General features: G+C 60.1%; 19 protein-coding genes. 4 read left to right on the top strand and 15 right to left on the bottom strand.

Features of this window, described 5'->3' with window-relative positions:
- Positions 1 to 9: 9 nt before the first annotated feature.
- From AC07N8_RS09860 to AC07N8_RS09800, 13 genes are all read right to left on the bottom strand, one after another.
- Positions 10 to 1653, bottom strand: coding sequence for an arylsulfatase (locus tag AC07N8_RS09860; RefSeq protein ID WP_493143295.1), 1644 nt, complete (start codon positions 1651 to 1653; stop codon positions 10 to 12).
- Between the two features lie 62 nt (positions 1654 to 1715).
- Positions 1716 to 2510 (bottom strand): cyclase family protein, encoded by a 795-nt coding sequence (locus tag AC07N8_RS09855; protein ID WP_483840073.1) that lies wholly within the window; start codon positions 2508 to 2510, stop codon positions 1716 to 1718.
- On the bottom strand, positions 2488 to 3492 hold the full coding sequence (locus tag AC07N8_RS09850; RefSeq protein ID WP_493143294.1) for an NAD-dependent epimerase/dehydratase family protein: 1005 nt from the start codon (positions 3490 to 3492) through the stop codon (positions 2488 to 2490). The genes AC07N8_RS09855 and AC07N8_RS09850 overlap by 23 nt, the downstream gene beginning before the upstream one ends.
- A 10-nt stretch (positions 3493 to 3502) precedes the next feature.
- Entirely contained in the window at positions 3503 to 4486 is a 984-nt protein-coding gene (locus tag AC07N8_RS09845) for a fumarylacetoacetate hydrolase family protein (RefSeq protein ID WP_493143292.1), read from the bottom strand.
- Positions 4483 to 5064 (bottom strand): cupin domain-containing protein, encoded by a 582-nt coding sequence (locus AC07N8_RS09840; protein WP_483840076.1) that lies wholly within the window; start codon positions 5062 to 5064, stop codon positions 4483 to 4485. The genes AC07N8_RS09845 and AC07N8_RS09840 overlap by 4 nt, the downstream gene beginning before the upstream one ends.
- Positions 5065 to 5077: 13 nt before the next feature.
- Positions 5078 to 6328, bottom strand: a complete 1251-nt coding sequence (locus AC07N8_RS09835) for an MFS transporter (RefSeq protein ID WP_483840077.1) — start codon at positions 6326 to 6328, stop codon at positions 5078 to 5080.
- Positions 6318 to 8792, bottom strand: a complete 2475-nt coding sequence (locus AC07N8_RS09830; protein WP_493143289.1) for an efflux RND transporter permease subunit — start codon at positions 8790 to 8792, stop codon at positions 6318 to 6320. Before AC07N8_RS09830 ends, AC07N8_RS09835 begins: the two co-directional genes overlap by 11 nt.
- 4 nt (positions 8793 to 8796) lie before the next feature.
- Complete coding sequence (locus AC07N8_RS09825) at positions 8797 to 9903, bottom strand: WD40/YVTN/BNR-like repeat-containing protein (protein WP_493143288.1); 1107 nt, start codon at positions 9901 to 9903, stop codon at positions 8797 to 8799.
- Between the two features lie 62 nt (positions 9904 to 9965).
- A complete protein-coding gene (locus AC07N8_RS09820) occupies positions 9966 to 11354 on the bottom strand; it encodes a DUF1329 domain-containing protein (RefSeq protein WP_493143286.1) in 1389 nt (462 codons plus the stop codon).
- Between the two features lie 12 nt (positions 11355 to 11366).
- Entirely contained in the window at positions 11367 to 13064 is a 1698-nt protein-coding gene (locus tag AC07N8_RS09815; protein WP_483840081.1) for a DUF1302 domain-containing protein, read from the bottom strand.
- Positions 13065 to 13113: 49 nt separating this feature from the next.
- On the bottom strand, positions 13114 to 14238 hold the full coding sequence (locus tag AC07N8_RS09810) for an FAD-dependent oxidoreductase (RefSeq protein ID WP_493143285.1): 1125 nt from the start codon (positions 14236 to 14238) through the stop codon (positions 13114 to 13116).
- An 87-nt stretch (positions 14239 to 14325) separates the two neighbouring features.
- Positions 14326 to 14736 carry a Rieske (2Fe-2S) protein gene (locus tag AC07N8_RS09805; RefSeq protein WP_493143283.1) on the bottom strand — a complete coding sequence of 137 codons (411 nt, stop codon included), beginning with the start codon at positions 14734 to 14736 and terminating at the stop codon, positions 14326 to 14328.
- Positions 14737 to 14751: 15 nt separating this feature from the next.
- Positions 14752 to 15693 (bottom strand): VOC family protein, encoded by a 942-nt coding sequence (locus tag AC07N8_RS09800; protein ID WP_483840084.1) that lies wholly within the window; start codon positions 15691 to 15693, stop codon positions 14752 to 14754.
- 299 nt (positions 15694 to 15992) lie between these two features.
- On the opposite strand from AC07N8_RS09800, the gene AC07N8_RS09795 reads away from it, so the two are divergent.
- Positions 15993 to 16955, top strand: coding sequence for a LysR substrate-binding domain-containing protein (locus AC07N8_RS09795; protein WP_483840085.1), 963 nt, complete (start codon positions 15993 to 15995; stop codon positions 16953 to 16955).
- Positions 16956 to 17014: 59 nt separating this feature from the next.
- Positions 17015 to 18172, top strand: a complete 1158-nt coding sequence (locus AC07N8_RS09790; RefSeq protein ID WP_493143280.1) for an alpha/beta hydrolase family protein — start codon at positions 17015 to 17017, stop codon at positions 18170 to 18172.
- A gap of 74 nt (positions 18173 to 18246) precedes the next feature.
- On the opposite strand, the gene AC07N8_RS09785 is transcribed toward AC07N8_RS09790, so the two are convergent.
- Positions 18247 to 18633 (bottom strand): nuclear transport factor 2 family protein, encoded by a 387-nt coding sequence (locus tag AC07N8_RS09785; protein ID WP_493143279.1) that lies wholly within the window; start codon positions 18631 to 18633, stop codon positions 18247 to 18249.
- Positions 18634 to 18892: 259 nt separating this feature from the next.
- Here AC07N8_RS09785 and AC07N8_RS09780 point away from each other — a divergent pair, with 259 nt between their 5' ends.
- Positions 18893 to 20242: a metal-dependent hydrolase family protein gene (locus AC07N8_RS09780; protein ID WP_493143276.1), complete on the top strand. Its 1350-nt coding sequence runs from the start codon at positions 18893 to 18895 to the stop codon at positions 20240 to 20242.
- An 11-nt stretch (positions 20243 to 20253) separates the two neighbouring features.
- Positions 20254 to 20700 carry a GlcG/HbpS family heme-binding protein gene (locus AC07N8_RS09775; protein ID WP_493143488.1) on the top strand — a complete coding sequence of 149 codons (447 nt, stop codon included), beginning with the start codon at positions 20254 to 20256 and terminating at the stop codon, positions 20698 to 20700.
- Here AC07N8_RS09775 and AC07N8_RS09770 read toward each other — a convergent pair.
- Positions 20685 to 21620, bottom strand: coding sequence for a LysR family transcriptional regulator (locus AC07N8_RS09770; protein WP_493143274.1), 936 nt, complete (start codon positions 21618 to 21620; stop codon positions 20685 to 20687). The two genes, AC07N8_RS09775 and AC07N8_RS09770, sit on opposite strands and share 16 nt — an antisense overlap.
- Between the last annotated feature and the right edge of the window lie 84 nt (positions 21621 to 21704).

The following is a 21704-nucleotide window of genomic DNA, read 5'->3' as shown; positions in this document are numbered from 1 at the left end:
GGAGGCTGATTATTTCGTTGGAAACACCACACCGACCTCCCTCGCATATTTCAACCATGCGTCCTTGAGCCGCTGCACCGTCTCTGGTCGGGCGGCGGCCAGGTCTGTGGTTTCGCCGCGATCCTGCGCCACATCGAATAATTGCCATTGCGGAGGCTGCGCGTCGCCGCCAAACCCTGTTTGCGGGCGGATGCCCAACAGTTTCAGGTTTCCCTCCCGGTAATAAGCATTGCCGAACAGTTCGCCGGCCAGGCTGTCATGACGGTGTGGGCTGCCCTCTCCAGCGAGCATTGGCCGCAGTGATTGACCTGTGATCGGGTGTTTGCTCACTTCGGTTGGCGCCTCGACACCCGCCACATCGAGGAAGGTGGGCGCCAGGTCATCAACCCGCGCTATACCGCGCTCCACACCCTGACGACGCAGTGTCTTGGGCAGTTGGATGATTGCCGGTACGCTAATGCCGCCTTCGGCCGTGGTGCCTTTGAACAAATGAAACGGTGCGGCGCTGACCTCTGCCCAACGCAGGCCGTAGTCGATTTGCGACCCTGCCTGACCGAGGTTGGCGTAACTGTTATCGGTGCGCGGGCCTGGCGGATAGAACTGGGCGTGGTTCTCTGCTGCCGCGCCGTTGTCCGACATAAATACAATCAACGTGTTGTCGTACTGGCCGCTCTGGCGCAGGTAATCCACCACTCGGCCAATGTTATGGTCGAGGTTATCGACCATGGCCGCGTAGATTTCCATCTTCCGCGCTTCAGTACGTTGCTGTTGCGGGCTCAGTTGCTGCCAGCCTGGCAGTTTCGGATTCACCGGGAGCGGGTTCGCAGGCTGGGCGTCGTTCGCCATAAGGCCAAGACTTTTCATCCGTTCGATACGCGCCAGACGTACGCTGTCATACCCCTGATCAAACCGCCCTTTGTACTTATCGAGGTATTCCTTGGGTGCCTGCAAGGGCCAGTGCGGCGAGGTGAAAGCGGCGTAGGCAAAAAACGGCTTGCCGTCCTTTTGGCTGTTCTGCAGGTAGCTGATCAGCTTGTCGGTGTAGAAGTCGGTAGAGTAGAAGTTCTCCGGCAACTCCACCGCTTTGCCGTTTTCGCGATAGTGCACCTGTTCGATTTTTGTCGGGTCGATACTCGAGGGTTTGAAGTGCGCAGCCCCGCCCTCCAGCAGGGTAAAAGACTGCTCGAACCCGCGTTGATCCGGCCCCTGATCCGCTTCCAGCCCCAGGTGCCATTTACCGACCATGAGGGTGTTGTAACCGCCCTCCTTCAGCAACTCGGCAATCGAGTAGGAACGTTGATTCAGGTAACCCTCATACCCCGGCTTACCCCGTTGAAACGGCTGCAAGGCTTCCGCCATGGTGCCAAGCCCGGCGAGGTGGTTGTCGGTGCCGGACATCAGCATGGAGCGCGTGATCGAACAGGTCGGTGCCGCGTACATGCTGGTGAGCTGCAAGCCTTGATGGGCGAGTTCATCCAGCGTGGGGGTATTGATTTCTCCACCAAAACTACCCAGGTCGGAGTACCCCAGGTCGTCGGCCAGAATCAGCAAAATATTGGGTTGCTTCACATCAGCACTGGCCGCCATGGCCAGGCTGCTACTGAGTGTCAGTGCACCCAACAGTAACGTCAGGGGCATGCGCAAAAGAGGCATGTTTTCTCTCTTATTCTGTTCAATCGAAGACCATGGATTCTGCTACGAGCCCGGTGCGGTGCTTATTCTTCGAATATCGCCACCGCGCGAACAAACCCCGCCGACGCATGCTTGATCTTGTAGGGGAAACACGACACCACGAACCCGCTGGCCGGCAGGGCTTCAAGGTTGGCGAGCTTTTCCATTTGCCCATAACCGATATCGCGCCCGGCTTTGTGGCCCTCCCAAATAATCGAGGCATCACCGTCAGCGGCAAAACGCTCGCGGGTGTACTTGAACGGAGCGTCCCAACTCCAGGCATCGGTGCCGACGACACGCACACCGCGCTCCAGCAGATACAGGGTGGCCTCACGGCCAATTCCGACGCCGGCATCGAGGTAACCCGGTTGACCAAATATCGCACCGGCCCGGGTGTTGATCAGTACGATGTCCAGCGGCTGCAACGCATGGCCAATTCGCGTCAGTTCGGCTTCAATCTCATCGGCGGTCACCACGTGCCCGTCCGCCATGTGCCGGAAATCCAGTTTCACGCCCGGTTGCAGGCACCACTCCAGCGGCAATTCGTCGATGCCAAACGCAGGCTCACCGCCATTGGTGGTCGAGGCGTAATGCCACGGCGCATCCATGTGCGTTCCACTGTGAGTGGTGATGTGCAGCCGCTCGGCCGCCCAGGATTCGTTGCCGGGCATCTGATCGAGTTGCAACCCCGGGAACATCGCCGCCATCTCGGGCCAGCCTTGCTGGTGATCCATGTAGTCAATTTTTGGCAACAACGGAGGTGGGTCCGTGTAGGGGTTGTTGTCGAGGGTGACCGAGAGATCGACAAGACGACGTTTAGGCTTGATTGGCTGCGACATGAATCGTGTCTCCAGTGAGCGACAAGTGGCGTGGGGTGGCGGGATTCAGGGCGTTGCGAATCAGCGTGGCAGCATTGCCGTCATGGCTGAAACCGGCGGCACGCGCCTGCGGGGTTTTCAGGGGTGGCATGCGCCCGAACAACGCTTCCAGGTGGGTATCGGGGTCATGGCTGATCAGGCTGCGACGTTCCTGCCCATAACTCGCCGCCAACGCGTCCACCACCTGGGCAATGGACAGATGCAGCACCGGCAACTGCCATACCCGTTGCGACGCACATTCGTTGCTATCGAGTTCGGCAGCATGAATCAGGTTGTTCACACAGCAACGCGCCGACATCCACCATGCCGTTGCTTGCGCAGAGACAGGACAACGATAGGCATCGCCCTCGGCAAATGCGCGCAACAAATCGCTCATGAATGCCGAGCGCAAGCCATTCGGTTCACGCGGACGGGCAACGATGCCCGGCAGGCGCAGTACGCGGCCGTCCACTTCCGCACGCCGGCCGAGGTCGATAATGGCGCTCTCGACCATGGCTTTGTGCGTGCCATAAGACAATTGCGGACGCAGCTCAGCCTGCTCGTTCATTTTGGCCGGCAAATGGGCGCCGTACACCGCCACGCTGCTGGCATACACCAGCACCGGTGGCAGCGCTTTATTGCGCAGTTGGTTAAGCAACTCGAGGCTGGCCAACAGGTTGACCTGATAACCCAGTTCATACTGCTCTTCTGCGGCGCCACCCGGGATGCTGACCAGGTGGAACACCACATCGATGCCGTCGGCCAACACCCGGCGCATCAAGGCCACATCGGTAATGCTGCCGTAATGACGGCGCAACCGCGGGTCTTCCGGCACGCCTTGCAGGTCGGTATCCAGCACCAACAATGAGTCGATGACGCGACCGCGCAAGCTGCCCCGCGCCAGCAGGCAACGCACCAATTCACGCCCCACAAAACCGTTGGCACCGGTAATCAATACTCGCATGTGCCGCTCCTCAGCCCTGAGCCTGAACCACACGTTGATCGATTGCACCGAACAACGACTGACCGTCGCTCCCCTGAACATCCATGTGCACGCGATCACCAAAGCGCATGAAGCCGGTTTGCGCGGCACCCTGTTCGATCATTTCAATCGCTCGACGCTCGGCGATGCAGGCGGAGCCCACACTACGTTCGGCATTGGAAACCGTGCCGGAGCCAATCAGCGTGCCGGCGCCCAACCGGCGAGTCAGGGCGGCATGGGCGATCAACTGGCCAAAACTGAAATTCATCTGCCCGCCGTGCGGATGACCAAACCATTGGCCATTCCAGTGCACCTGCAAGGGCAGATGCACGCGCCCGTCACGCCAGGCATCACCGAGTTCGTCCGGCGTGATGGCCACGGGGGCGAAGCTGGATGAGGGTTTGGCCTGCAAAAATCCAAAGCCTGTGTGCATTTCCCGAGGGGCCAGGGCGCGCAAACTGACGTCGTTGATTTGCAGAATCAGCTTGATGTGTTGCAGCGCCTGTTCGGCGGCGCACCCCATGGGCACGTCATCCACCAACACCACAAACTCGCCTTCGAAGTCGATGCCCTGGCTTTCGCTTGGCAGCGCGATATCGTCGCGCCCCCCCATGAAATCGTCGCCGGCCCCCTGGTACATCAGCGGCGTGTGATCGACGCCGTCGATAGGGTCGAGGTTGAACGCTTTCTGCATCAGCGCACCATGGCTGAGGAATGCCGAGCCGTCGCACCACTGGTAAGCCCGCGGCAATGGCGCCATGGCCTGAGCGGAATCGAAGGCAAAGGCATCCGCCGCTTCGCCAGCGTTCAGTTTTCCGGCAAGTGCCTGCAAACGCGGCTCCACGCTACTCCAGTTCTCTATCGCCTGTTGCAAAGTGGACGCGACGGAACCGGCATCCACTGCCCACGCGAGATCCCGCGAAACCACCACGAGCCTGCCATCGCGACTGCCGTTTTTCAGGGTGGCGAGTTTCATGCACAGGCTCCTTGTTCACGGTTCAACTCGTCAGCGAAGCGCCCGTCGAGGAGGATGAAGACCATGCGTGCCATCGCTTCGGTGCGGTTGCTCCAGGCGTGGTTGGTGCCGCGTTGCACCACCACGTCACCACGTTTGAGGTGCACTTCTTCCTCATCCAGCACCAGCCACACTTCACCCTCGGTGACGATGCCGTAGTCGAGGGTTTCGGTGCGGTGCATCAATTTATGCCGGGTGCTGCCCTGCCCGGTGCCCGCGTGGACCTGGCCAATTTCAGCAAATACCGCTGCGGCGTTTTCATCGCTGACCTGGTTCTGAACGCTGTCCGGAGGAATGTCCACCACCCGAATGACGCTGCCTTGGGGCCCGGGGCTGAGTTGCAGGGGTTTGCTGCTCGGATCACTGGCGTTGTCGAGCAACGCCGGGCTGGTGCTGCTGGTCCACAGTTCATGAAACACCGTGCCCGGCACGGCCAGCAGCGGGAACACGTTCGGCGTCGGTCCGTTGCTGGCGACGATGGCCTGACCCTGTTGATCGTGACCGGTGACCACTCGTTTGAATTCAGGAAGCGCTTGCATGGAAAATCCTCGTTCAGTTGCCGTCGCCGATGGTGGTGTCACCGACGACAATGTTCGCGTCGTCCAGCAGTCCCGCGATCCGGGGCACGGCCAGACACAACACCGCCACTAACAGTTGCAGCCCACCGACAATGGCCAACGCCTGCGGTAGCGCCCTGGTGGCGCCATGGGTCATGCCCAGCACGACCAGGGGGCTGATAAATTCGCCGGCAAAGATGGCGGCGGTAAAGCACCCCGCCGCCCGCCCGCGCTGATGGAAATTGACTTGCGCCATGATCCAGGTGATCAGCGTCGGCAGCATCAAGCCAATGCCCAGGCCGTTGATCAGTACGGCGACCACGACCTGCACATGGCTCAAGGCATCAGCCATCAACAACCCGCCGATGCCCGCCAGCACATAGGCGATCAGCAGCATGTGCTGCCCGCGCATCCCGCTGAACAAACGAAAACTCAGCGCGCCGACCAGAACCCCCAGTTGATTGGCGCCCATGGTCAGGCCGATTTTTTCCGGGGCGTCCACTTGCAGCAGATTGAGCAGGTAACCGGCCTGCACCGGCACGATAAACAGGCTCAAACCTGCCAACAGCGCCAGCACATACATGGGTGTGAGCGCGCGCCATGGAAACTTGCCTGTGGGCACCGCTTGCGTGGCTTGCTCTGGCTGTGGGCGAGCCTGCGGTTCCCACAACTGCCAGGCCATCAGCGGCAAGAAAATCAAACCCACGGCGTACAGCGCGAACGGCGTGCGCCAGTCGTTTTGCCCGAGGAAGCCACCCAGCGCGATAAACACCGCCGCGGACAACGAGGTTGCGACCATCTGCAAGGCGAACAAACGTTCACGTTTGGCGCCGCTGTAATAGTCGCCCATCAGCGTGGTGCAGCAGGTCATGATGCCCGCCTCGGCCAATCCGATGCCCGCGCGGCTGAGCACGATCATCTGCAGCGAGTCGAGCCAAAGTGGCAGCACGCCACAGAGGACGTACAGCAACATACTGGCGAGCAGCAATGGCTTGCGCCCCAGGCGATCGGCGATCAGCCCGGCGAACGGCGCCAGCATCGCAATCACCAATGCCGGTAGGGTCAACACGATGGGGACCAGCACGGCGCTGCCGGCGACATCGGCAAAATGCGCCTGCATCCGTGGCAATACCGGGGCCAGCAATACGGCGCCCAGCACCGGCAAACAGCTTCCCAGCAGCAGCAACAACGATTGCGGCAACCCGGCTTGTCTGGTGGAGTTGTCTATGAAGGAATTAGCGACCATGGCAGTGATCCTTGATGCGCAGTGAGTGAACGTTCGCAACAACCGCCGGATCAGAACCCGCCACATTGATCCCATTCACCGCTACAACCGCACCAGCCGCAGCGCTGCGTGCGGGTAACAGGAAGTACGCCAATGCCGGCAGCAACACCAAGGCACCGACCATGTTCCAGATGAACATGAAGGCCAGCAGCACCCCCATGTCGGCCTGGAACTTGATGGGTGAGAACGTCCAGGTCGCCACGCCGATGGCCAGGGTAATCCCGGTCAGCATCACCACCTTGCCGGTGGACACCAGCGCGCGGTAATACGCTTCGGACAGGCTCGCCCCCTGGCGCAAATGTCCCAGCAGAATGCTCATCACGTACAACGCATAGTCGACACCGATGCCGACACCCAAGGCGATGACGGGCAGCGTGGCGACCTTCACCCCCATGTTCAGCCATACCATCAACGCTTCACAGAGAATGGACGTCAGCATCAGCGGAATGACCGCGCACAGCGTCGCGCGCCAGGAGCGGAAGGTGATCAGGCACAGCACAATCACCGCGCCGTAGACCCAGACGAGCATCTCGCGGTTGGCTTGTTTGACCACGATATTGGTCGCCGCTTCGATACCGGCGTTACCGGCGGCCAGAAGGAACTGCACCTCGTCGGTGTTGTTCTCGGCGGCAAATTTTTCCACGTGGTCGACCAAGCGGGTCAGCGTCTCGGCCTTGTGGTCGGTGAGGTAGGCATACAAGGTCAACAGGCTGCAGTCTTCGTTGTACAACCCACGCGGCGCACTGGCGGTGATCATGTTGAGCATCGCCTGGTTGTTCTGTAGCTCGTACCACTTCGGGTTGCCTTCACTGAGCCCGACCAGCATGCGACGGTTCAGCAACGCCAGTGAGTTGGTCGAATCCACACCCGGCAAAGCGCGCAACTGCCAGTCCAGGGCGTCGACCTTGGCGAGGATGTCGTAGCGCGCACAACTGCTGGCCGGCGTTTTCACCATCACCGCAAACAGGTCACTACTGGCACCGTAGTGACGGGTCAGAAAGGCATCATCCTGGTTGTAGCGCGAGTCCGCACGCAGCTCCGGCGCACCGACGTCGAGGTCGCCGATTTTCAATTGCAGGCCCACCAGAAAACCGACAACCGCCAACGCAAGGCTGATGGCGATGCACAGGCTGGCCCAACGACGATGGGTGAACAGGTCCAGAAAGCGCCAGAACCCATGGCGCGCCTGACCGGATTGCTCGGCCTGTTCGCTCTTCAGGCTCAGTTGTGCCGCACGGGGTGAAACGCCGACATACGAGAGCAACACCGGCAGCAGGATCAGGTTGGTGAAGATCAGCACCGCGACGCCAATGCTGGCGATTACCGCGAGGTCTTGAATGACCTGGATTTTGATCAACATCAGCACTGCAAAACCCACGGCATCACACAGCAGCGCCGTCAGCCCGGCGAGGAACAAACGCCGAAAAGTGAAGCGCGCAGCCACGACCCGATGCATGCCGCGACCGATGTCTTGCATGATGCCGTTCATCTTCTGCGCGCCGTGGCTCATGCCAATCGCAAACACCAGAAACGGCACCAGCACGGAGTACGGGTCCAGTTGGTAGTCCAGCAACGGCAGCAAACCGAGTTGCCAGACCACCGCGACCAGCGAGCACAACACCACCAGCACGGTGCTGCGCAGGCAACGGGTGTACCAAAACAGCACCGCGGTGGTGATCAGGATCGCGACGGCAAAGAACAACAGAATCTGTTTCAGACCGGCAATCAGGTCTCCGACTTTTTTCGCGAAGCCGGTGATGTGAATGTCGATTTTTGCGCTTTGATGGGTGCTGCGCAGCGTCTCCAGCTGTTCGGACAGGACCGCGTAATCAAGCGCCTTGCCGTCGGAGGTGCTTGCCAATAACGGCACGTAAATGATGCTGGAAGTCTGATCGAACGCCACCAACTGACCGAGTTCATTTGAGCGTTGCACATTGCGGCGCAGCGCATCGAGGTTGGCGGCGGTGCCGCTGTAGTCATCGGGTATCACCGGACCGCCATCAAGGCCGTCTTCGGTCACCGCGACCCAACGGGTGGCGGGTGTCCATAACGACTTCATGTACGCCCGGTCGACACCCGGCAGCAGGTAGAGTTGGTCGCTCATGGCCTGCAGGGTTTTCAGGTACTCGGCGTCGTAGATGCTGCCCTGCCGGTTGGCCACCACAATGCGCAGGGCATTGCCCAGACCGGTGAGCTGTTTCTGGTGCTCAAGGTAGTTGGCAATGTATGGCTGTTGGGTGGGGATCATTTTTTCGAAGCTGGCATTGAGTTCAATGCGGGTGGCTTGATAACCCAATACCAGGGTTGTCAGCACACACACCAGCAGCACCCACAGACGGTGATTGAACAGCGTGCGTTCCACCACCGAACCGGAGCGTGGATCGAAATTCGCCAGGCTTTGCTTGGCGTTGTCGAAAGACTTCATAACCTCACTCCGAAGCGGTAACGATTGACGGCGAAAGGCGCGTCAACCCAGTGAAACCCGCCAGTATCAGGCTGCCATCGGCGGCTTGAACAACACTGGAAACGGGCTTGCCGAGCGGTTTGCCATAAGGTTGGAGCAGTGCGCCGGGTTGGCTGTTGGTGCGAAACAAGGCGCCGGTTTGATTGACCAGCAGCAACTGACCGTCATCGGTGCGGATCGCATCGCTGAACGACACCGGCATCGACACGGGCGCAGGCTGGAAGCTCTCACCCAGGTCGCGGGAGGAAAACGCATTGCCCTTCAGGCCGGCCACCAACAAGGTGCCGTCGTTGCGCAATTGCAGGGTGAAAAAGCTGCCCGCGTAGGGGCTTTCCAGTTGAGTGAATGACTGGCCGGCATCGTCCGAGCGCGCGAGGTAACCCTGCTCGCCGGCCAAAAACCAGTGCTCTCCCTGTTGAGCGATGGCCGACAAGTGCGCGCCCATCGGGTTGTCGATTTGCCCCATGATCGATTGCCAGGTGGAACCGCCATCATCGGTGCGAAAGGCCAAGCCGTACGCCCCGACAATCACGCCGTGTTGGTCATCCACGAACTGCAGGGCAAGAAACGGCTTGTCAGCGCCCTCCCCGACATAGCGTTCAGCTGTTTGCACACGGGCGGCGGCTGCATCCTGGTCGTTGGCGGCAGGCAATTGCTCTCTGGCGGCCGCCAGCTCAAGTTGCGCTGCTCGCAGGCCATCCAGTTGCACGATCCAGTGTTCGCCCCCGTCGTGAGTGGCCAATACTGCACCGCCATGCCCCACGGCCCAGCCCGTGCTGGCGTTGACGAACTGCACCGCCGTAAGGCTGACCGAAACCGGCACGGCGACCTGACGCCAGCTTGCGCCGTTGTCATCGGAAAGCAGCACGATGCCCCGCTCCCCTACTGCCACCAGGCGTGAACCCGCCCGGGCCAGATCCAGCAGCACCGCGGAGGTTGCTTGCGGCACCAACATCGCCGGGGTGCTCAGTACTTCGCCCACCGCTGCGGCTTGGGCCAGGCTCAACGGCATCGCAAGAGGCATCGCCATAAGCCACATCAGCCGACCAACCACCTGACAGATTCTGTTCATTACCGACCTCGAAAAACCGTAAAAAACCGGATCGCGCTCCGCAAGCCGCAATCCGGCCTGACTCAACGAACCCCGGCACCCGCCATCGCTGCAGGCGAAAACTCCGAAGCCTTGTAGCGATCGACCAAGCCGTACTGCTCTGGCAGGCCGGTGTAGACGTTCTGGATAAACCAGGCGCCGGAGGTCAGGTCATAAAAGCCCGAGGACAATTGCGCTTGAGCCGGCAGGTCCGGCATGACTGCCGGCAACGACCACAGGGTCTTGGCCAGTTGGCCGTTGGCGTCCCAGCGATCGCCCAGCATCGCTTGCCAGGTGTCTTCATCGAGGTAGTAGCGGCCCTTCGGCAACTGGTGGCGTTTGCCCGGCGCCAAGTCCGCCTCCACGACCCAGACCCGGTGCAATTCCCAACGCACGTAATCCGGATTCATGTGGTGCGCGAGGAACAGGTCCTCAGGTTTGGCGGCGGTTTGCACCTTGTTGGTGTTGTAGGGGATGTACATCTCCTGCTTGCCCACCAGTTTCCAGTCGAAGCGGTCCATGCGGCCCTGGAAAACGCTCAACTCGTCGAACGACATCACGCCGGCAGTGGCGGGTGTCGGGGTATCGCAGCAGGCATTCGGCAGCTTGCGCACCCGGCGTTGACCGGTCAGGTAAACATGCGCCTGGGACAGGTCGCCATTGATGTTGGTGCGGCCCATGATCTGCTCGCCGGCACGCAACGGTGGCCCGACGTTGAGCAGACGGAATAGCCAGTAATCACCGGCAAACGTCTCCGGCGACCCATCCTGGTAGTAATACGGCATTTCCTGAATGGCCTTGCCGTCGGTGGTCATCACCTGTTTGCCATCGGCGGTCATCAGGTAGTGGCGAAAATGCATCGCCACCGAGGTGCCGCGCCAGTTCAGCACGTGGTTCCACATGGCTTCGGCGCCATTGCTTGGCACCGGGAACGGGATGCCGCCAAACGCACCTTGCGGCACGGGACCGGCGCTGCTGTCGACCAGTTTGGCGCGAGTAGCGTTTTTCAGGGTGTTGTCATACACCCACTGCGGCGCGGCGGCCGTGCGCCGGGTCGGGTAAACATCGATGCGGTAGGTGTCCGGGAAACGCTTGAACATTTCCTTGGTGCCATCGCTGAGCTTGCCGGCGTATTGCGCGAGATTTTTCGAGGTGATGCTGAACAGCGGTTTGTCCGCGGCAAACGGATCGTAGCGTTTTCCGCCTTCCTTATAGGAGGGATCGACCTTGGTGTAACCACCGTCCCAGGCGGGAATCGAACCGTCAGCGTTGCCGGCACGTTCGGCACCGAAAGGCGTCAGGTTTTTCGAGAGTTTCGCCGCGTCTTCAGCCGTCGCTGCCACGGTCATCTGACTGCAAATAGCCAGGCTACCGAGCAGCGCGAAGCAAAGGGCTTTGAGCTTGAAAGATCCGGTCTTTTTGTTGTGGGTCATGCGCAAGTCCTCTTAAAACGTGGTCTTGACGGAGAAAGACAGGTAGTCCCGGTCCTTCAGCGATTGCTTGAAATTGAACTCGTTGGCGCCATTGAGGTTGGTGTCCTCGGGGCCGTAGTAGTGCGTGTAGGTCAGGCCCGCGGTCACGCGGTCCAGGTAGGTGGCGGTAATGCCGATGTTCATGTCGCCACCGTTGTCCGGGCCGAACGAGCTGACCACCGCGGATTTGCCCAGGGGGAAGTAGCTGAGGCCGACCGGGATGCCGATATCGACGCCCGAGAAAAACTGGCGGTAGGTCGGGGTGTACACCACCTTGAAACCGAGACCGTCATCGGTGGCATTGGGGTCAAGCGCTGCACGGTTTTTTGTGACACTCAGCAGTCGATTCCAGGCCATCTCAGCAACGAGTCCCGACTCATTGGCAATGAAGTTCGGCCCGAACGAAGCCAGGACGTTGAGGTTGATGTGGGCGGTACGGCCAACGGCATAAAGCGGGTTGTTATCGTTATCAGCGTCTACGCCGGGCAACACGGTTTGACCGTTGGAAACCAGCGGCATGTTCCAGCGCATAGACGCTTCACCGGCGAAACTGTATTCATCCACGGTGGTGGAAAAACTCGCGCCCAGGGCGCGGATGTCTTCCGGGTACACCCAGTAGTACTCACCAACTTGTCCGGTACTGAAGTTCGGCGCCCCCGCGGAAGGTTTGAGATACAGCTTGGGGGTTTTGTCGTTGTACTGGATCGCGTAAAGGCCGTATTCGACGGTCTCCGCGTTGTATTTCAACTGCAGGCCGCCCTGCCCTGAGCTTTTCGCGTCCTTGTCTTTGCCATGGAAGAACGCCGCCGGGCTGTTGGCATTACCGCCGAGAAATGCCGGAAACGGTGCCCCGACGATCAAGCGTTCGTTGCCTTCACCGATGGTGTCGCTGGTGGAGAAATAACTGCCGGCACCCGGCAGGCGCGTCTCTTCCCATTCCAGTTGGTAGAAGGCGCCGAGCGACACGGCGTCGGTCAGTTGAAAAGTCCCCGACAGTTGATTGACCGGACGGGTGATTTCCTTGAACTGGGTGTTGGGAACGGACTGCGCTTTGACCACGTCGACCGGCCCCATGCCACCGGCAATGCCGTTGGCACCGAAGAACAGACTCTCGCCCCAGACCAACCCGTGGCGGCCGGCGCGCACTGACGTGGCGTGATCGGCCAGCTCGCCGTTCCAGTACACGAATGCATCAAGCAATTCGCCGTCACCGCCGTGCAAGTGGCGGGTGTCATCGGTAAATTCGTCATAGGCCACGGAACGGGCGTTGGCGCGTGTCGGATCAGTGTTGTCGTTGTCTTCCTGATACTCGGTGTCGTACCAGGCGGCGCCACTGAGGCGCGCGCCGACGTTTTTGAAGGACATATCCAGTTCGGAAAGGATGTCCGTGCGGTTGGAGATCAGGCCCTTTTTGAAGGCCCGATCACCGTCGTCCTGATTGAGCGCCACCTGCCCTTCAGTCAATTTGCTGCTGGGGTTCTGGGTGCGCCACGCGGCGCTGTACTTGACCGTGTTATCCCAACGCAGGTTGAAATCCGGATTGCCGGTATCCACTTGAAAGGCATGGGCCGCCTGGCTGCACAGCACCAACGCCGCGGCCAAACTGAAACCAAAGGGTGCAGACGTGCAGACCGAGCGACGCGCAAGCGTCGCAGTCGTGGAATTGACCATCGCGTTAACCTCTTGTTTTTATAGTGGTAACTGCTGTGGATGCGTTGAATCAGATAGGCTCGGCTGTGCGTGCGAGCATCTGCTTGACCAGCCCGATGCGGTCGAAGTCGCGGTCGTGCTGCATCTCTTTGTCGCCGGCCAACACCGAGCTTTCGCTGATGTATTTGCAGCGCTCGAAACGACGCTCCATGAAGCGCTTGAGCTGTTGCTCAACATCGCCTTCACCGGTCAGTTCCTCACTGAGCACGATGGCATCTTCGATCGCCATGCCGGCGCCCTGGCCGAGGTGCGGCGTGGTGGCATGGGCCGCATCACCGATCAACAGAACGCGGCCGCGATACCAAGGCTCGTCGACGAAAACCACCTCCATCGGCTTGTAAACCACCTGGCTGCTGTCGGTGATTTGTTCACGCAGTTCGCCGATCAGGCCGGTAAACCCTTGCAAGCGCTGACGCATTTGCTCGGCCAGGGTGGCCGGGTCCATCCACGGATTGGTCGGTTCATGGGAGGTGAGGAACAGGTACATCAGGTCACCGGCCAACGGCACCAGCCCGGCGTTGCCGTCGGCGCTCTGGTAGTTGGCGAGGTGATCGATGTGCGGGTCGCGTGGAAAGTTGTAGCGCCACACCGATTGGCCGGTGAACCGGGGTGTGTACGTATCGCCCAGCAGCAGGTCGCGAACTTTCGAGAACAAACCGTCGGCACCCACCACCAGGTCGTAAGCGCCGCGGCTGCCATCGGTGAACAGCACTTCAACGCTGTCGCCAAGGTCTTTCAGGGATTCGACACTAAGTCCCAGGCGTACGTTGGCGCCCAGTTCGAGGGCGGTTTCGCTGAGCACTTTATGCAGCGCCAAACGGGAGATGCCAACGTTCGCCGGATAGGCAGGCCCTGCCAGACGCTGACCCGGGATGCGCGCCAGTTGCTGGCCGGCCGGGCCATAGATGGCGACGTCTTCAAAGGCATACGCGGCATCGAGATAACCATCGAGCACGCCCAGCTTGGCCATCTCGCGAACCACATTGCTCTGCTGGATGATGCCGACACCGTAAACCGTCCACTCTGACTTGAGCTCGATCAGGTCGACCTCAATGCCCTTGCGCCGCAGTGCGATGGCCGCACACAAGCCACCAATCCCACCACCCACGATCAGAACTTTGTTCACTGCACTCATGGTTTACTCACTTTTTATTCTTGTGATTCGATGCAGCGCCGGGCGCTACGTCGTTAGGTCCAGCTTCCGGTCAAAGCAGGGATTTGACTAATCGCGAGTAGGGATGCGATGTATCGCCAAACGCGATACCTCAACCGGCCCCGACAGCGCGGTAGATCCAGGCATTTCCAGCACCAGCCAGCCCTCCTCCAAACGCCATGGCAACGCGTCCAGACGCTGGCCCAGACACGGGCCGTAGACGCATTCGCCGGTGCTCGGGAGAAACTGCGCACCGTGGGCGTAACAGACGATCAACTGGCCGTCGGCCGACAAAAACCGGTCTTTTCGGTACTCCAGACGCACGTCCAGATGCGGGCAGCTGTTGCGATAAATCCGCACTCGCCCCTCGTGCACCAAGGCAAAAACACTGTCCTTGCCACGCTGCAAGGGGTCGAAACCGCGCGCCTGGCCTTCTGCCAACTCGTCCATCCGGCACAGAAAAAAATCGCTCTGGCTCATGGTCAACACCCGCACTCAGCCGTGCTTGGGCGGCGGGCCGCCCGGTGCCCATTTTTCTTTCGAGTTGAACAGGAACAGCTGCGAGTTATCCGCCGACAGTGGCGCACGGCGCGCCTCCCAGGCGTCATCGTGCTTGTCCATGTCGGCGTCGTATTCGATGTGGCAGCCCAGCGGACTGTTGAAATACCAGAACCAGTTGGAGCCAAAGAGGTGGCGGCCTGGGCCCCAGAAACTGGTCCAGCCTTTTTGCTCGAAACGCGTACCGGCCAACAACACTTCGGTGCCGCTGCCCATGTGGAAGGTGAAGTGTTCGCAGCCCTTCATGTGCGGTGGGGTCTGGATCATGAACAGGCAATGGTGATCATCGGAACCCGCCGGGCGCATGAACGGCCCGGCGCCGATAAAGGTGTCTGTGGTTCGAAAGCCCAGGCGTTCGGCATAGAACGCTTCGGCCTTGGCCGCATCGGGGACGAAATACACCACGTGCGACAAGGTGCGCGGCGTGGCATTCATTTCGAGGGTGATGCCGGGCTGATTAAGCGGACGCTGTGGCGCATGGCCGGCGGCGTTGGTCAGGTCGTCCGGTGCGCTGTACGCCTTGCGGACAGTGACCTGGAAGGCAATCGCAAACCCCATGTCGTCGACACTGTGCAACACGCCGTTGCCGTCACGGCTGACCTGACGATCTCGCGCCAGCTCATCTGCGATGGCATCGAGATCAGCAGCGCTGGCGACGCCATAAACGGTTTCGCGAATCGAGGGTGCCGGGCCAATGGCGACAGGCAAGTCGGGATCGTCCGACCGTCGAATGATCACGGCGGTACCGTCCAGTGCTTCGAAACGCCCGCCGTTACTGTCGACAGCGACAGGGGCAAGGCCGTAGTCACGCAGGCAATCGGTACAGGCTTGGATGTCATCGACGCCAAAGATCAGGGCATCAAGGCCAAGGATGTTCATGGCTACCACTCCATTGAAATTAGTATCCGGACGAAGCGGCCGCAGGCTCGATAGGCCCATCAGTGATGCAAGGCGTCCGGTGGTGGTGTCGGCAAGGGCGCCGACTGCCGCGAAGATTGCCGGGCGGTTTGGCAACTGACTAATCGTGTGTCGGGATGCGACCTATCAGAAAACGCGATACCAGAAAAACCCGATGCGCGAGTCTTTGCCGGAGAGGAAAAGAAACAGCGGGAGGTTGACGCGCTGATGTATTCGTCCGAATGTATCGCCAAAATAAATACAAAAAACGGACGTGCCTGATGCGTTTTAACCACCTGGATCTGAACCTGTTGGTCGCACTCGATGTGCTGCTCGAAGAACAGAACATCACCCGCGCCGCCGAACGCCTGCACATGACGCAGTCTGCCACCAGTGGTGTATTGGGACGCCTGCGTACCTATTTCGAAGACGAACTGCTGGTGCAGGTCGGCCGAAAAATGCAACTCACGCCCTATGCCAGGGAGCTCGCCACGCCCATCCGCGAGGTGCTGTTGACGATCAAGTCATCGATCACTGCCAAGCCCGTGTTTGACCCCACCACCAGCAAACGTCACTTCCGCCTGGTGACCTCGGATTACCTGATCAGCGTGCTGTTTGCCCAGGTCATTCAAAAGATCCATCAGGAAGCGCCCAACATCACCTTCGAGATGCTTGGCCCCGGCGACAATTCCGGTGAGTTGTTGATTCGCGGTGAGGTTGACCTGATGATCGTGCCCGAGCGCTACATCATCGACGGCCATCCTCACAAGCTGCTGTTCGAGGAGGAACACGTCTGCGTGGTGTGGGACGGCAATACCCAGGTCGGCGACAGCCTGACCCTTGAGCAGTACATGGACATGGGCCATGTGTCCGTCGGTTTTGGTCGCAGCCGGCACTTGAGCATCGAAGAATGGTTCATGAACCAGTACGGTTTCAACCGCCGTATCGAAGTCATTACCAACGACTTCAACACCCTGCCGCAACTAGTTGTAGGCACCCAGCGCATCGCCACGATGCACCAGCGTCTGGCGCGGTTGTACGCCGAGCACCTGCCGCTGCGCATCCTCAATCCACCGGTGAAGATCCCTGTCATGCGCGAGGTCATGCTCTGGCATCGCAGCGTCGAGGGCGACCTCATGCACCGCTGGCTGCGCGAACGCATCAGCGAATTTATCCAGTATCTGGAGAATCCTCCTATCGCCGGTCGCGATACCTCCCATCCCGAGGCACGATTGGCCAAATAGTCGGCGCGTCCTTAACGTGCCTTGTGAACGTCAAGACAATCACAAGGACAACAACCATCATGTTCCGTTACTTTCCAACCAATTATGTGTGGAATCTTTCTGTCGACCTGGCCATCGAGATGGGCGCCCGCATGGGCGAAATCGAAGAGATGTGCGCGCCATTGCAGGAAGCCGCCCAGCAGCCCGACGCAGCGGGAACCAAAGCGTTCCGCGAAACCTGGGCGAAGATGGCTGACAAGCTGTGTGGCCTGGCTGAGGAAGATGAAGGTAATGGCCGGCTGCTGTCCGCAGGCGAAAAGTACAACCGCGCCGCCACTTATTACCTCACTTGCGAACGTTTGCAGGCCCATGGCGCGCCGGGCCGGACTGAGTTGTACCAACGCTTTTTGCAGACGTTCAAACGCGGCATCGAGTTGTCACGCGAGAACTGTGAGCGCGTAGAAATCCCCTACGAGGGTAAACATATTTCCGGCTTGCTGGTGCGCGCCGAAGGCGTGACCGGTCCGGCACCGATCCTGGTGCAGGTCAACGGACTGGATTCAACCAAGGAAATGAAATACCGCGTCGGCCTGCCTGCGTGGCTGGCAAAACGCGGCATCTCATCGTTGATCATCGATCAGCCCGGCACAGGTGAAGCGCTGCGCCTGCATAACCTGATTGCGCGTTTCGACAGCGAACATTGGGCCAGCCGTGTGGTTGACTGGCTGGAAACCCGAAGCGACGTGGATGCCAAGCGTATTGGTCTGGAGGGCGTCTCTCTCGGCGGTTATTACTGCCCGCGTGCGGTGGCGTTTGAACCACGGTTTGCCTGCGGCGTGGTGTGGGGCGCGAACCATGACTGGCGTGATGTGCAAAAACGTCGACTGGAAAAAGAAGGCAGCTTCCCCGTACCGCACTATTGGGCGCACGTGTGCTGGGTGTGGGGGGCAAAAGACATGGATGAATTCATGTCCATCGCCGAAAACGTGCACCTGGATGGCGTACTCGATCGCATCAAGGTGCCGTTCCTGGTGACCCACGGCGAAAAGGACTCGCAAATCCCGCTCAAGTGGGCACAGCGCACTTACGAGCAACTGGTCAACAGCCCTAAACGCGAGCTGAAGATCTTCACCGAACGCGAAGGTGGCGTGCAGCATTCCAGCTTCGATAACAGCATCAACGCCGGTCACTACATCGCTGACTGGATTGCCGAAACACTGGGTGGCCACACCGCTTAACTGGTTTCGCCAAGCATAAAAAACGCCGGACAACCCTAGGGTTTCCGGCGTTTTTTATTGTTTAACAAACGAACTCAGTTTGGCGCACGCGTGCCATGGAACGAGCTGATCTGCCAGCCTTCGGCACCGAGTGCCCAGACCTGCGTGGCAAAACCTTCACCGCGAATCGACTGGTCACCACCGCGTTTACGCAAGGTGTTGCACTGCGTACCGGTCATGACCGCCAGGCGCTCGCCGTAGAAGCGAATCAACAGTTCGCCACGCTCGATGTCCAGATACTGCACGGCGCTTTTGGCGTACTCCAGATAGTCCGCCTTGCCTTGCACCAATCCGGTGGTGTGCACGTACACAAGGTCATCGGCGAACAGTTCGGCGACGCGCGAATAATCTTCCTCAACCAGGGCCCGACGGCGTTCTTGCTCAAGTGCCAGGAGTTGGGTTTTTACAGTCGCGATGGTCATATAAAGGGATCTCTGTGGATGACGAGCGCGCACCATAGACGCCCGACCCGGCTGATAAAAAATCGCCGATCACGATGCCAGCCATCGTGACTCTCGATACTCGCCCCTTGAGCTCACTCATCGCCGCAAAGCCCCGGCACTGTTGATGTGCAGCCGCTATTGACGCCATCAATACGCGCGCATTGATGCAAGTGGCTGGTGGTGTCCATGGCCGCGCCCTAGCCTCGCTTTGCATAACAATCAGCAAAGTGAAAACGCCATGAACGCCCTGCACCTGAAATGCCAGACCTTGTTCGACGGTACTGGCCTGGAAACCCGTCAACAGCAAACCCTGGTCGTGGAAAACGGCCTGCTGTCGTATGTCGGCCCGACCGCCCTGGCGCCGCTGCCGCAACCGGGAGACGCCGTTCTGGACGCCGGGGATAACTTTGTCATGCCGGGTCTGGTGGATGTGCATACCCATCTGGCCTTCGGTAACGCGCAGAGCGAAGAAGACATCGATATCTGGACCAGTGACGAGTTCCGCGCGTTGCGTGGCATGTTCTTCGCCCAACATGTGCTGGCCGCCGGTGTGACCAGCATGGTCTGCCCCGGGGATAGCGGCCAGCTCAGCATCGCTGTGCGCAATGCAATCGGCGCCGGTTTGTTCGAGGGCCCGCGCATTGCCGCCAGCAGTCGGGTCATTACTAATCGGCAGAGCCTCAATGACTGGTTCCCGAGCCGCGTCGGCGCACCGGAGTATTTCACCGCGCGCCTCGTCACCAGCCGCAGCGAAGCATTGGCGGAAATCCGCAAACAGGCCAAGGATGGCGTCGACCTGATCAAGATCGCCATGGACGGCACCCACCGGCGCCCGAATGGCGAAATCATCGCCGCCTTCACCGCTGAAGAAACCTACGAAATGGTCGAAGAAGCGCATCGCTTGGGCTGCAAAGTGGCGACTCACGCCTATGGCCGCGAAGCCGTGATGTACGCCGCGCGCGCCGGTGTTGATCTGGTGTTTCATGCCTTTTATATGGACGACGCGTGCATCGAAGCCTTGCTCGAAGCCGGCAGCATCCTCGCGCCGACCATGACGTTCCCTCAAAACACGGTGGACTTCTGCCAACCCCACGATCCGGCCATCAGTACCGGTTACGCCGGCTACTGCGCCCGCACCCTGGACGTGGGTTCGGCCGTGCTCAAACGGGCCAAGGCCGCCGGCGTGCCTTTCGCTTGTGGCAGCGACAGCGGTTTTGCGGTGACGCCTTACGGCGAGTGGCACGCTCGGGAGTTGGAACTGTTGGTCACCCGTCTGGGCTTCACACCGGCAGAAGCGTTGTATGCCGCCACGGCAGTCGGCGCACGCTGCATGCCGCGTGGCGAGACCCTTGGTTCCCTGGAAGTGGGCAAGCAAGCGGACTTCCTGTTACTCGACGGTTCACCGTTGCACGACATCCGGATTCTGCAAGACCGCTCGCGCCTTAAAGCCGTGTACAAGGCCGGCCGACCCGTGCCCATGGAGCGCAGCCCCTACAACCCAAAACAGGTGTCTGACTTCAACTCGCTGAAATGGACGGACCTTTACACCCGCGACCGCGTTGCCCAATTGGGCAAGTGGGTTCAATGAGGACCAACGCCATGCAGCAACTCGACCTGTTGACCGCCACCCACATCGCCAGCAGCGCTATCCGCATTGCCCGAGAAACGGCGGTTAAACCCTTGGCCGTCGCCGTGCTGGATGCCGCCGGTCATCCGCTGGCCGTCTTGCGCGATGAACTGGCCAGTTTTCTTCGACCACAAATCGCCACCGGCAAGGCCCGAGGCTGTCTCGGCATGGGTTTTGGTGGACGTGAACTGGCCCGGCGCGCTCAAGCGATGCCGGCATTTTTCGACGCCATCAACAGCTTGACCGGCGGCGAGGTTATTCCCGTCGCCGGCGGAGTGTTGATTCGCAACGCCGAGGGGCTGCTTCTCGGGGCCATCGGCATCAGCGGCGACACCTCGGACAATGACGAACGCTGTGCTTTACAGGCTATCGATCAGGTTGGGTTGGTGGCGGATAACGGTGATCAGTTGCCCGGCTGATCAAGCAACGCGGCCTGTTCCAGCAAGAGGCCGCGAAACCACAACATGGCCGGGTCATGGTCCTGATAGGGATGCCATTGCAGTACTTGGACAGCCTCGGGAAAAGCCAACGGTGTCGGGTGAATACGCAGAGGATAATGCTGAGCGAAACGCTGCGCCTGACGACGAAATATGGTGGCGATCCGCGCAGTACCCACGATAAATTCCGGCATCAGCACGAAGCTTTCAAGGGCCACCGCCACTCGCCGTTGAACACCCAGTTCATGCAGGTGCACGGCATCCATCGCCAGGTTTCGGCCATCGGCAAACTCGCGGACTACGTGCTCCGCCTCGCAATAATCGGCAAGGCTCAGACCGCCGGCGAACTGCGGTTGCCGAGCGCAGACGATGCAACAGAGCTGGTCACTCATTAACGGAAGATGAGGGTAAGCCGGATTCAACCGTCGTTGAGGCACTATCACGCAATCACTGCGACGATAATCGAGCGCTTCGCTGACCACATCACCATCACGCGGTACAGGCATGTCCCGAAGGCTCAAACGCACGCCAGGCGCGGTGCGGGCCAATTCAAGACTGACCGCCGGCAGCAGCACGCCAGCTACGTAGTCGGAGGCCACCAACGTGAAATGCCGAGTGCAATTGGCAGGTTCAAAATTGACCGGCGCATCGACAATCTCCCGTGTCAGTGCCAGCGCTACACGCACTTTGGGCAGCAACTCCAGACCCAATGCCGTGGGTTCCAGGCGTCGTCCTACCTGAACCAGCAACGGGTCATTGAAATGCTCACGCAAACGCCCGAGCGCCGAACTGGCTGCCGACTGGCCCAGGCACAAACGTTCGGCGGCCCTGCTGACGCTGCATTCGCTCAACAAGGCATCCAGGGCTACCAGCAGGTTCAGGTCAAGACGTCGATAACGCATGCAGTGTCCATTGCAGATTGAAAGAGCAACGGGCACAGGATGCCGTGAGACAGGGGGCGATGACTAATCGCTTGTCGGGATGCG

This window comes from Pseudomonas sp. GW821-FHT10C09 (assembly GCF_059415465.1).
The sequence above is the reverse complement of the archived record's forward strand: the minus strand, read 5'-3'. Positions and strand labels throughout refer to the sequence as shown.